Origin of the sequence: Breznakia blatticola (genome assembly GCF_004365815.1) — a bacterium.
Lineage (GTDB): Bacteria > Bacillota_I > Bacilli_A > Erysipelotrichales > Erysipelotrichaceae > Breznakia > Breznakia blatticola.
Map to the genome: position 1 here is coordinate 58064 of NZ_SODD01000006.1, position 12865 is coordinate 70928.

The 12865-nt window shown below is 33.6% G+C and carries 15 protein-coding genes; 2 read left to right on the forward strand and 13 right to left on the reverse strand.

Features of this window, described 5'->3' with window-relative positions:
* Positions 1-42 precede the first annotated feature (42 nt).
* The 8 genes from EDD63_RS03060 to EDD63_RS03095 all read right to left on the reverse strand — a co-directional run bounded on the left by EDD63_RS03060 (position 43) and on the right by EDD63_RS03095 (position 7023).
* Entirely contained in the window at positions 43-879 is an 837-nt protein-coding gene (locus tag EDD63_RS03060) for a PTS system mannose/fructose/sorbose family transporter subunit IID (RefSeq protein WP_134168376.1), read from the reverse strand.
* Positions 880-1719, reverse strand: a complete 840-nt coding sequence (locus EDD63_RS03065; protein WP_134168378.1) for a PTS mannose/fructose/sorbose/N-acetylgalactosamine transporter subunit IIC — start codon at positions 1717-1719, stop codon at positions 880-882. It abuts the gene before it with no gap.
* A gap of 26 nt (positions 1720-1745) precedes the next feature.
* On the reverse strand, positions 1746-2237 hold the full coding sequence (locus tag EDD63_RS03070) for a PTS sugar transporter subunit IIB (RefSeq protein ID WP_134168380.1): 492 nt from the start codon (positions 2235-2237) through the stop codon (positions 1746-1748).
* Positions 2238-2249: 12 nt separating this feature from the next.
* Complete coding sequence (locus EDD63_RS03075) at positions 2250-2672, reverse strand: PTS sugar transporter subunit IIA (RefSeq protein ID WP_134168382.1); 423 nt, start codon at positions 2670-2672, stop codon at positions 2250-2252.
* Positions 2673-2813: 141 nt separating this feature from the next.
* Positions 2814-4115, reverse strand: coding sequence for an ABC transporter substrate-binding protein (locus tag EDD63_RS03080; RefSeq protein WP_134168384.1), 1302 nt, complete (start codon positions 4113-4115; stop codon positions 2814-2816).
* Positions 4102-4779 carry a response regulator transcription factor gene (locus EDD63_RS03085; RefSeq protein ID WP_134168386.1) on the reverse strand — a complete coding sequence of 226 codons (678 nt, stop codon included), beginning with the start codon at positions 4777-4779 and terminating at the stop codon, positions 4102-4104. The genes EDD63_RS03080 and EDD63_RS03085 overlap by 14 nt, the downstream gene beginning before the upstream one ends.
* Positions 4772-6076: a sensor histidine kinase gene (locus tag EDD63_RS03090; RefSeq protein WP_134168388.1), complete on the reverse strand. Its 1305-nt coding sequence runs from the start codon at positions 6074-6076 to the stop codon at positions 4772-4774. The genes EDD63_RS03085 and EDD63_RS03090 overlap by 8 nt, the downstream gene beginning before the upstream one ends.
* A complete protein-coding gene (locus EDD63_RS03095) occupies positions 6076-7023 on the reverse strand; it encodes a sugar ABC transporter substrate-binding protein (RefSeq protein WP_134168390.1) in 948 nt (315 codons plus the stop codon). The genes EDD63_RS03090 and EDD63_RS03095 overlap by 1 nt, the downstream gene beginning before the upstream one ends.
* Positions 7024-7327: 304 nt before the next feature.
* Between EDD63_RS03095 and EDD63_RS03100 the strand changes: the two genes are divergently transcribed.
* Both EDD63_RS03100 and EDD63_RS03105 read left to right on the forward strand, forming a co-directional pair.
* The gene (locus EDD63_RS03100; RefSeq protein WP_134168392.1) at positions 7328-8206 is read left to right on the forward strand and encodes an AraC family transcriptional regulator; all 879 of its coding nucleotides are present in this window, start codon (positions 7328-7330) and stop codon (positions 8204-8206) included.
* Positions 8199-8609 carry a DUF3788 family protein gene (locus EDD63_RS03105; protein ID WP_134168394.1) on the forward strand — a complete coding sequence of 137 codons (411 nt, stop codon included), beginning with the start codon at positions 8199-8201 and terminating at the stop codon, positions 8607-8609. Before EDD63_RS03100 ends, EDD63_RS03105 begins: the two co-directional genes overlap by 8 nt.
* Positions 8610-8723: 114 nt before the next feature.
* Here EDD63_RS03105 and EDD63_RS03110 read toward each other — a convergent pair whose 3' ends face one another.
* From EDD63_RS03110 to EDD63_RS03130, 5 genes are all read right to left on the reverse strand, one after another.
* Complete coding sequence (locus EDD63_RS03110) at positions 8724-9203, reverse strand: S-ribosylhomocysteine lyase (protein WP_134168396.1); 480 nt, start codon at positions 9201-9203, stop codon at positions 8724-8726.
* Positions 9204-9216: 13 nt separating this feature from the next.
* Positions 9217-10269 (reverse strand): YdcF family protein, encoded by a 1053-nt coding sequence (locus tag EDD63_RS03115; protein WP_134168398.1) that lies wholly within the window; start codon positions 10267-10269, stop codon positions 9217-9219.
* A 2-nt stretch (positions 10270-10271) separates the two neighbouring features.
* Positions 10272-10964, reverse strand: a complete 693-nt coding sequence (locus EDD63_RS03120) for a DUF1287 domain-containing protein (protein WP_134168400.1) — start codon at positions 10962-10964, stop codon at positions 10272-10274.
* 80 nt (positions 10965-11044) lie between these two features.
* Entirely contained in the window at positions 11045-11422 is a 378-nt protein-coding gene (locus EDD63_RS03125; protein WP_134168402.1) for a hypothetical protein, read from the reverse strand.
* A 70-nt stretch (positions 11423-11492) separates the two neighbouring features.
* Positions 11493-12476, reverse strand: a complete 984-nt coding sequence (locus tag EDD63_RS03130; RefSeq protein ID WP_166667527.1) for a serine hydrolase domain-containing protein — start codon at positions 12474-12476, stop codon at positions 11493-11495.
* Positions 12477-12865: the final 389 nt, after the last annotated feature.

The following is a 12865-nucleotide window of genomic DNA, read 5'->3' on the forward strand; positions in this document are numbered from 1 at the left end:
AAGATAAAAATGTTCTGCCATAAAGACAAAACACTTTTTCGTTTAGTATTGTAAATTTGGATCGAAAAATCCGATAAGTACTCCAATAAAAGCAATAACAACCAATAACAACATCACTTTTAATGGTGATATTTTCTTCTTGGCTAGTAAATACCAACAGAATACAATCACACCAGCTGATAAGAATCCTGGATATACACTATCAAATGTATCTTGTAGCACTAAGAAAGGTTCTTCTGCTCCAGCTGCAGTCATGGTAAATGCAGTTTTAACAGATACCCAACTTGCTGCTACAGCACCAATAACAATTGCTCCTAACATTGTGATAGATTCACGAATCGCTTCACCTTTTTCACCAACTAAGAATTCAACTGCTTTTCCACCTAAATCATATCCTTTATTGAAAATAAATCTCATACCAAAATATGCAAATAAGTTCCAAACAATAATATAGAATATTGCACCTAGTGGTGATCCACCTGTTGACATCCCCATCGCAATACCAAGTAAGATTGGAATTACAGTTCCAACTACTAATGAATCTCCGATTCCTGCGATTGGTCCCATAAGACCTGCACGTAGACCGTTTATTGCTTCATCATCCACATCCTCTGTTCCTGCAGCACGCGCTTCTTCTAAACCAGCTGTAATCCCAACAATAACTGCTCCTAATTGAGGTTCTGTATTAAAGAATGCAGTATACGTATGAATCGCTTTTAATTGTTCTTCTTTTGTATCATACAGTTCTTCAACAATTGGTAACATTGCACATAAGTATCCAAATGTTTGCATATGTTCTTGTGAGAAACACGTTAAGTTACCGTAGTACCATTTATGAAATGACTTTGTTAGTGTCTTTTTTGAAATTTTCTTATTCATTTAAATATCCTCCTCATCATCTACATCAATACTTCCTGATGCTTTTTTGGTAATCATCACCATTTTGATGCGGTAGTTAATAATTGCAAATGTTCCTGCAATTACAGTTGCTGAAACCAAGTTAATTCCTAACGAAGCAGCTAACGTAAACCCAAGGAAGAACATTACAAAATCTGATGCTTTAACAACAATTTGTTTTAGTAAAATTGCAATCCCAACACAAGGTAAAAGAGATCCAACTGTAAACAGTGTTTTCATTGCTAGTCCATCCATTGGTAAGTATTCTTTAATTAAATCAACCATTGGTGCCCCCATTTTACACATAATTAATACGGGAATGAATGAACAAATGATATGAGAAATCCATGGTAATACATAGTTTACAATGTTTAATTTGCTTAAATCCCCATCTTCAACGGACTTCCATCCAATATGTTGCCATACAAGGTTAATGGTTGCAGTTCCATAGAATAATACAGTCCCTAATGTTCCAACCATGGTTCCAAATGATGCTGCAAGTGATTGTCCATCTAAAGATGCTGCATCTAATCCATAACTTTTTAATGCGATCATCGCTAGTGGAATTCCAATGTAACTAACTGCACGTACATCTGCAGATACTGTCCCTCCTGGCGTTACGAGTGCAATATACACCAACTGCATCGCAATCCCAACTAAAATTCCTGATTGAATATCTCCTAATACAACTCCACATACTAAACCACCAATTAATGGTCTTCCTAGTGTGTAGTTACCAAAAGATGTTCCTCCTAGTCCTGGCATACTTGATAAACAGGCAAATAAACCAAGTATAGCCGCTTGTAACCAACTAATTTCCATACTCTAAACCCTCTTTTCTTTCTTTATTAATAACCAAATTTACTTTTAAAGTTTGACCATGCACCAATAGATACATCAGGTAGTAGCGAAAACTCTACTGCATATCCTGCTTTTTCTATTGCTTCTAAACAGTCCGCTTCTATTTGTGTAATACTTTGATTATTTCCTAATTTAACTGCATTTTCTCGATCATTACATGGTCCAACAATTACATTGTTGATACCTGGTTGAAAACCTAAATCTACCAAGATTCGTTTCATATCAACTGGATCCTTACAAATCAAGAAATACTTTGTATCGCTTTCCAATACCTTTTGACATTTCTTTTCAAATTCTTCCATTGTCCAAACAAATGTCTTTTTTCCACTCGCAGATTTATATGCTGCTTTTAAAATATCGTTATTTGCTGCTTTGTCATTAACTGCAATCAACCCATCACATGGGTATTCAAGAGCCCAACGTGTACAAGTTTGACCATGAATCATGCGGTCATCTACTCTAATAAATGTAACTGCCATCTTTTTTACCTCCTAAATGTCTTCTTCTTCATCTACAACAAATGAGAATTGTCGTAATCCTGCACTTGCTTCTTGCAAAACTTGATCAACTAATTCTTGTCCATGATAGGTATCTTTCATCAATGCCGTCGTCAATACTAAAGGCAAATTCATTCCACCAATAACAACTAGATTTTGACTCAATCCATGTTCACTTAATATGCTCATCGCTGTTGTTAATGGCGAGCCACCAATTAAATCACCAACCAATACAACTGCATCTTCAGGATGAATATCACAAATTGCTTCTTTCATTAATATGGTAAAATCATCAATTCCTTTTCCATCCTCTAGCCCGATTGCTAGACACTCTTTTTTATCTCCAACAAGCATTGTTAATGCATTTTTTAACCCACTAGCAAACTGCCCATGAGATACCATAATCAAGTAGTTCATCTTGTCCCTCATTTCTATTACACTTGCATTCTAGCAAGAAAGCCCTTTCATTCCATCTGCACATTGTCACTACTTTTATATGAATTTTTCACAATTAGAAATGACATTTGTCACAAAAAAATAGCATAGCTTTTCGCCATACTATTCTTTTAAATATTTATTAATTTCCTTTTGTAGTCGAATAAGTGCAATATCGATATCTTCACTATTCATCATTATTTGTTGTAGTCTTGTATCAATAAGAGCTCGAGCAGACTCATACTTTTTAAATTGACTATGTGAAGTTGTATCCTCCATAACATCCGTTAACATACTTAAATTTACCATTCCTTCTTCATTCTCAATTTGAATGGCTTCGATTGTTTCACTCGATTCTGTCACGGATCTAAGTGGAGAAATTCCTTGTGAGTTTTTAATTAAATGAAGTTGTGTATTTTCATCATATGATAACTTCTTCAAAAACTTCCAAGCAACATCTTCATGATTTGTTCTTGTTGACATTCCTAATAGCATCGTAGATGTTTCTGAATTGCCACTGTTTGCATCAACAGAAGGCATTTTTAAACAATCCCATTCAAAGTTTGAATATTTTTTTACGCGCCATGGATATGGTTTATACGTTCGATATTGTGAGAGTTGCATCGGTGAAAATGCAACTTTCCCTTTATCAAAATCTTCAGCTGTGACAGTATTTCCTTGATGCAAATCCATCAGTTTCTTTGCATATATAATTGATTCTTTCACACGATCTTCGCCAACGTAACACTCTTGTCCATCTTCATCAAACAGTTCTACAGAATGTGCAAACATGGAATCTAACCAATCATAGTCATAACACCCATACTGATCCACGTTTCCATCGCCATCTATATCTTTTGTGACCTGTTTTGCAATTGTATACAAGTCATCAAGCGTCCATTCGTTATTTGGTATAGCTATACCTTCCTTTTCCAATAGCGTTTTATTCACAAACATTAATGTTGGATTACTCTCAAATGGTAATGCATATTGTTTATCTTGATAGACACCAAAATCTAGTGCACTCTTGTAGTATTTATCTGTATCAAAACTTTGATCTTCTTCCACTAGAGTATTCAAGTTTTTAAGAACACCTAGTGAACTAAACGTATTAAAATCTTCATTTAATACGACAAACACGTCCGGTTCATTACCTTGTACAATTTGATTCGATAACCATAAAGAGTAATCCTCTTTTAAAACTCCACTATCGTATTCAATTTGCACATTTGGATTTTCTTTTTCAAATGCAGCAATCGCTTCATCTATCACTTCATATGTTTTTCCACTTGGTACATCCCAGTTACTTCCTGCAAATATACCTAAGCGAATCACGATTGGTTGATTGTATGTATAAACACCAAAGATTACCCCACCAACAAGTAATGCACATACAAGTAATAGCTTCACTTTATTGCGCTTCATCTTCAAAATCCTTTAGTGTATGTCCATTTTGAACTGCCCAAATGGCAAGTTGTGTGCGATCTCGAAGATTCAACTTAGATAATATCGAACTCAGATAATTCCTTACAGTTCCTTCAGATAAATATAGCTTTGCAGCAATTTCTTTATTTGATAAGCCAAATGCAACTTGTTGAATGACTCTCCATTCCGGTTTTGCAATATCTTTGGTATATGTTTCATCTACTTGAATGGTGTAATTGTTTTTTGACATCTTAGAAAACACACCAAATACTTTTGTTGCGATATCTGGATTGATCATTGCACCACCTTGATTCACGGTACATATAGCATGATAGAGTTCATCCATCCCGACTCCTTTAAGTAGATATCCGCTGGCTCCATATGCAAGTGCACTAAAAACAAACTCATCATCAAAGGTTGTAAGAATAATAATTTTTGTATCAGGATATAACGTTTTCACTTCTTTTGTACAAACCACACCATCCATATTGGGCATACGAATATCCATAAGAATAATGTCTGCTTGTTTATGTTGTAATTGTTCTAAGACATCCAATCCATCACAGGCAACTCCTATAACTTCTAAGTCTTCATGTGTTTTTAAAACAATCGAAAGTGATTCGCGAATTAACTCCTGATCATCTGCGATGAGTACTTTAATCATAATGCTCTCCTTTCTGAATTGGGATTTTTACTATTGTAAGAAATCCATTTGCTCCATCAAAGTGAATTTCTCCACCAATGATAACGACACGTTCCATCATTTGTCGTAATCCAAATCCATATTTTATTTCTTTACAACCGACTCCGTTATCTTGCATTTCCATATAGACAAAATTTTCTTTTTGATATAAATGAATATCTATCTTGGTAGCACCACCATGACGCATCGCATTGGTAATACTTTCCTGGATAATACGAAACAATACATCTTCTTTAGCTTTTTCAAAATCGATATTTTCTAAATTGTAGTGTAAATCTACTTGCAAATGTGATACTCCTGTAACCTCTTCAATCATTTGCTCAATTGCACCTTTTAGATTTTGATGTTCTAAAGCTCCTGGTCTTAGTTTATTAAGTGAATTACGAACATCTCCAATTCCTTGACGAACGACCTTTGAAACGATATGCAGTTGCTTCTTTGTTTGCTCTGTATTGATATCAATCATTGCAATACACGCATCAATTCCTGCTGCAATACCTGTAAGTGCATGACCTAGCGTATCATGTATTTCACGTGCCAAGCGTTTACGTTCATTATTTTCACCGACCTTCTCAATCGCAAGTGAGTAATTTGTCAATTCACGATTGACTTGGTGAATCATATCAAGTTCATGCGCAATACGTTCATTTTCCTGTATTTGATTTGCAATATACACAATGATAAAGCTTATAAATAAAAGTAAGTTAAATGTTTCCATTACATTTTTTAAAATCATCAATACACTTCTAACATTTGCTTCATAAATCGCAAAATATGCAGAAGGCGAACTCATCTTAAGAAACACAGAAGAAATATCATAATTGGTAAACAAGAATATGATGATAAGTGATACAAGTAAACCACGAGAGAATTTATCTTTCATATGATATATCGAATCACAGAACACTAAAAATAAGATTCCGTTATATCCCATGTTTAACATGTATATTAAAGAAAAACTAACACCAACTAGTGCAATATTATATAATGCATGGTTCTTCTTTTGCTTCTTATGATAGGTTCTTGTATACATAAACCCAATTAAAACAAAATACAACAACAAAGATCCAAAATATAGAAAAACTGGATTTTTAGGAATGTATGTAATACGGTCTAAAAACTCTCGTGCCATCTGATTATCAACGATGTATTTTGTGCCAAGCAAATAAGTAGATGCATAAAATAACACAATAATAAAATTGAGAATTGTCATGATATTACGTATGGTCGATAGTGAAGTGAAATAATTACGTTTCATTATTGCCACCCTTTTTCATCAAAGTTATGAATGTTATCCTTTGTGATAAGAGTTACAGGAACAACAATTAACTTTTCCTCTTTATGTTGTAAACAGTTATACATTTGTTCAGCTGCAGCTTTACCTAAGGTAATTGGAGACTGTGCCACGGTTCCTAAAACCATTTCATTACTCATTAATAATGATTTTACATCTGGTGTTCCATCAACTCCATAAACTTTCACATCACTTCTTTGATTGCTTTCAAGTGCTGCAATTGCACCAAGTGCACTTGGATCATTTAATGCCATCACGACTTGTACCTCAGGAGTTTCTTTTAGCATTTCGTCCATCATTGGCATTGTACGTTCTAGTTGTCCTTCACATTCTCTTTCATTTATAATTTTATAATTCTCATGACCTTCAATCGTTGCTAGAAATCCATCAATACGATCCTTTGCAGAACGGGCAGCAGTATGTTTAAGCAAAATAATATTTGCATGTTCCATTTTGGACATCATATCTTTTGCACATTGAACACCTGCATCATAATTATCAGATACCACGGTTACATCTACAACATCTTCATTCAACAAAGGTGCATCAACTGCTACAATTGCAATACCTGCCTTACTTGCTGCAAGCAGTTCTTCATCAATTGAGTCAGCATCTACAGGGTTAATAAAAATACCATCTACTTTTGCATCAATAAAATATTGAATTTGTTCCTTTTGCTTATCTACATGTAGTGCTGGATCAAGGGTTATCAAAACATCACCATTTTGTTCGATGACTTTACGCATTTCATTATTGATCACTTCATAAAATGGATTATTCATCGTCATATAGCTCACACCAAAAACAAGGTTTCGTGTTGTAGGTTTTTTATATTCCCCATACACAAATCCAATCATCGTAAGACATACAGCGATAGTCACAAAACTTGCTATGATTTTCTTATATTTCATAGTCACACCTACATTAATAATGTTATCCCCTATTTTATTTGTTTTAACTTATATTAATCATACCTAATTTATGTCACATACGCTACTGACAAATGTCACAAAAATAGTTGATAGTCTATCATACACATAAAACCCTAACAACTTTAAAAAACATGAAACCTTATAGTCTACTATATAAATGTAATTAACAACCTCATGCCATTCATCTTACATCGTATATATGCTCTCTAATAATTATGCAAGAAGAGCGGACAAAGTGTATGCAACGGTTTATAATTAGATATATAGAAAAAGGAGTTCATTTATGGAGTGGATAGAAAATTTGAATGCATCGATTGCCTATATTGAAGAGCACATTACTGATTCTTTACATACTAAAGAGATTGCTAAAGTAGCAAGTTGTTCAACATATCATTATCAAAGAATATTTGCTTATATGACAGGAATTCCACTATCCGAATATATTCGTCGTAGAAGAATGTCTTTAGCAGTAGTTGATTTGAAAAACACAGATATGAAAATCATAGATATTGCTTTGAAATATGGATATAACTCGCCAACTGCATTTAACCGTGCCTTTCAAAGTGTTCATGGAATTGCACCATCATTAGTTAAAGATGAAGGAGTGCGTGAAAAATCATATCCTGCACTAACCTTTCAAATGAATATACAAGGAACAGAAAGTTTAGATTTTAGAATCGAAAGCAAAAAAGCATTTCGTGTAATTGGATCATCTATTGCTCTTCATGGTGAATTTAAAAGCATGGATGAACCTGTCAAACAAATATGGGAAAAGTGCGAAAAGGATGGCACAATTCAAACACTAATGCAATTAGCAAATAGAGATTCATCGAATATATTAGAAGTCATGATACCGGATACATATACAGAAAATTGGAAATATATGATCGCAGTTGAAACAGATGATCCCACTAATACTCAACTAGAAGAATATACAGTTGAATCTTATACATGGGCAGTTTTCTCTTATGAAGGTAAAACTGCAGAAGAAGCGCAAAGGATAGGAAATCGTATCATTTATGAGTGGTTACCTACAAGTGGATATGAATATGATAACGGACCAGATATTTCTGTTCATACATATATAGATGGAAAACGAACCATACTTGAATATTGGTTGCCAATAAAAAATAAACAACAAGCGAGGATATGTAATGATTGATTTTAAAAAAGACAAAAACATAGAACCAACGGATGATAATCTTAAGATTGTACTGAAAGACAGTTTTCTAGCATATAAAGAATTAACAGAGAAATTGTCTGATTTTAATGTAAATCTTGAATGGCGTTTTTACAAAGATGGGGGTTGGCTTGCAAAAGCTACTCACAAAAAGAAAACTATATTTTGGGGACAAGCAATGAGTGATTGTTTTCTTGTTGCCTTTCACTTTAATAAAAAAACCATTCAAGGTGTTTATGATCTAAATATCGCAGAAACATTCAAACAAGAATTATTACAGGCTCAAAATGATGAAAGTAAATTCACTTCACTACGATTAAAAGTAGTAAACTCAAAGTCTTTACCTAATATTTATCAGTTGATTGAATATAAGTGTAAAGTTTAGAAATACACATGACCAATATACATTTAAACAAAAAAACCTAGTCTTCCAAATTTTGGATAAAGTAGGTTTTTCTTAATTCATAAATATAAATTGATACACAAATGTATACATTCTCTATTTTGGATATACTAAGTGTTCTTCACTTAGATTTGCTAACGTGTCTACCAAGTATTGTTTTGCCCAATACTTTGCAGCAACTAGGTTTAAATCTAAATAGTTTCCACATGAATAATCGTCAGCACCAGGAATATCACCTTCATAGTTTGCCATGAACGTGTATAGATCTGTGATAAGTTCAACAATATCTTTACTTTCTAAATCACCCTTTAAAATAAGGTAAAAACCGGTACGACATCCCATAGGACCAAAATAAACAGTTTGGTCTGCATAGGTTTCATGATTACGTAAATACGTTGCCCCTAAGTGTTCTAGTGTATGAATCTCAGCTGTATTCATTACAGGTTCACGATTTGGTAATGTCATACGAATATCAAATGTAGTAAGTACTTCATTACCTACATAATCTTTTCTTGAAACATAAATACCACGATTTAAGTTTCTATGGTCTACTTGAAAACTCTCAATCTTTTTCATCATTACTCCTTTATTATGCAAAAAGCATTTCAATAATATATAAGGCAATCACACCAATTAGTCCCAGTATTAAGACTGCGATATGTGCCCATTTGTACATGTATAGTATTGCCATAAACTCACGAAGAGAAGCACCAAACCAAAAGTAGAAAGGTGTTCTACTTCCAATTCCTTGAGCATTTAGTCCTACTTTTCGAGCAAGCATTCCTGAACGCATAACATGATAGTTACTTGTTGCAAAAACTACTTCATACTTACCTTTACTACGTTCTTCAATCTTCATTTTGGAATACATCATATTTTCTTTGGTATTTCTACTTTTGTTTTCAATTATGATATCTTCGCGTGGTACACCGTGTTCTCTTGCATAAGTTGCCATCGCATCTGCTTCGCTTACTTTTTCATCACTACCTTGTCCACCACTCATAATAAGTTTAGGAATCTTACGATTCTTCTTTTTATTTACATGTGCGAAGTATAGCGTAATCGCCTTATCAATACGCCGAGCAAGCAATGGAGTTGGTGTTTCACCATTGATTAATCCTGCCCCTAAGACAATAATATAGTCCTTGTTTAAACGAGGTTTATACACTGAATATAATAACGAAGACATGAAGTAGTTTGCAAGGTTAATTAGGAAATAAAATATTACAAACCAACCATATAGTATGATGGAACCTTGAATTTGCGACATTGTGTGGTCCCTAAAATTAATTGAAGCAAAAATCAATGCAACAAGAATTCCAATTCCAAAGAATAAAACAAACAAATTCATTAGTCCTCGTCCTTCTTTGAATATAAGAATGATACCGTTAATAATTGCTGCTATCATTAAGGCAACAATACCAAAGGTTAAATAGGCAAAGATAAATAGTAATCCTGCTGATCCAATAAATGTGAAAACAGGAAGTGTATATTCTCCTCCTAAGGATACAAAACTGATACAACTAAAACCAATAGCAACATTAAATAGAAATCCATTAGTTATTTTCCGACGATCAAACAACCAAGAAATTAGGAAAATTACAATGGATGCAATCGTAATAATATAAAGATAATCTTGCATGTTTACTCCCCTTTCATATCCCAACGATAATGACCAACAATCCCCTTTTGTGCATAGCGCTCAAATGTATCTTCTTCACGTACTGGTTGACCATCGTTATGAATTAAATATGGATATCCATCTTTATTGCGAATATTGCTTAATATCGCAACGGATCCATTTTTATAAAAAATGATATCCCCTGCATTCCAACTCCCAATTTCTTCAATTGGTGCATCGATTCTAGTAATATGACGCTCAAAGAATCTTCTTTGATTGTTCACTAAACGAAAATTGATATTTGGATCTTCCGCATCAGGATATTGGTATGGATTTTTCTTAATATCTGCATCCATCAATTCTTTTAAATCATATCCCGCATGTTGTAATGCACGCCATACAACATCTCCATTCGTTCCTTCATCATCAGGTGGATATGCATTTGTATAATAGGCTTCCACATACGTTGGATGCTTTTTTGCGTCCGCTTTTGCTCCAGCTACAATATCACTATAATCATCAATACCATTGTGATTATAATCAATTTCACTTAACATCTCTTCAAAATAGAAATCACTTGCATCGTATGCTTTTCTAGGAATGATACGATAGTAATCCAAAACAAAATAGCCTGCAATAACTCCTGCAATTACTAACAGGATCAGCAAGCGCGTAATCAGTTTAGCAAACCATGTATGTTTCTTCTTTTTTGGCATAGTACTATTATACACAGTTTCCCTTAACTTTGTGTCAAATTACACCATAGACAAAAGAAAAAGATGCCAGTTTTTAGCATCTATTTTCCTCTTTCTAAACGTTCATATGTTCCATTTTTCACTTGAACATATACGTACTGCAAATCATCACTGACAAATACTTCCCCTTTGTAGTATTTATTGTGATTTGTAGATAGTTCTTTGTTTGTTAGAGTACGCGCTTTAGCTCTAGCTTTGATTGTTCCATGCGTCATATAACCTTCAGGTACACTGACTTCATATACTTGTGGTTCTTCTTCAAAATAATTAATACCTTGTATAAAGATATTAGGAACATAAAAGTCTTCTGCTAGCATCTCTCTTTCGCGAAACGAAATCGATGTAATAATCGTGACAACAACAACAAAAACCAATAATGGAACAAGAAAGATTTTCTGATTTTTCTCCAATTTCATCATACATATATTATACGGTATATTTTGTATGTTTTAGAAATCGTTAATGACATTTATTCCACTGTGTATGACATCATCTTGTAAACAGTGGTTCAATTTGACTTACGACTAATGAAATCACATCATTTGCTTGGTCAGTGAGCATTCCAGTAATACAAACGATCAACTGCTTACTTTCATTAATATATAACAAATTAGATCCATCACCCACGGCAGCATATATACGTTCATTCTCATCTAATACCCACCACAAGTAGCCATAAGCAAGTTGTAAACTTTTTGCATAACTTTGTTGTTTTGTACTTTTTTCTAGCCATGATGCACTTACAATTCTTTGATTGTGATATACACCATGATGCATGCAAAGTTCTCCAATTTTCAGTAAATCTGTAAGTTTTAAGGTTAATCCCCATCCAGCTGCATATACATTCTGTCCATCATGAACCCAACCACTCATGTCAGTCGATTGATAAAAATTCATCTGTGCTTCCACGCTATCAAAATGAATCCCTTCTTTTACTTGAATTCCCAGTGGATCAAATAATTCATCCTTGGCAAATGCAAGTACTGACTTACCTGTAGCTTTAGTAAGTATTGCACTCAATAGATCTGGTCCAATTAATAGTGCATATTGAAAGTTACCGATTTCTTGAGGCATTCCTACCATCTCAATAGTAAAACGAACCCAATCATCACTGATGAAATACTGTTCATATACATCTTCAATATTTTCATATACATACGGTGTTTCCATTTTTAGAATATCCTCTATACGGAGCTGATCAAATGCTGATAGTCGTCGATTTCTTGGAATGTCTTGAAAGTAATCTGCAACTCTTACATATTCATCTTTAATGTATCCTTTATCAATGGCAATCCCTATCAAAATCGATACAATAGATTTTGTGAGTGAATATATATGATAATAATCATTTGCACTTCCTTCATGAAAATAGTGTTCATATACACTTGTATCCTGATGCATAATCGCTACACCTTTGATATTTGTATATTGACTAACAATTCGTTCTTCTAATGCTTTAAATTTTTGATTCATTGTAATCTCCTTTCGTTTGTTTGGATATCCTACATTAACCTTAAGTCCATTAAAAATCATAATCAAGTAATATTTTAAAAGTTTTATTTCATCAAAAAAAGGGGCTGTGACAGATAGGCATATTTAGCCAAATCTGGAGCACAGCTCCTTTTTTTCTTGGTTTATTCCATATATTGCTCATTTTCTTAATCATGTGTACATTATTAAAAGCCTATTTTCATTTTAGGCTGATTTTTGATTCACTTTTGTATAAACTCTTTAAACTAATGTGGAAAACTATGACAATATAATATCGTCTTTCGGTTTCCCATGTTTTTTATTATGGTACTTACGTAAATTGAAGCCAATCCCTACAAGCTTCATTTCTACCTCGACACCACTTTCTCCTC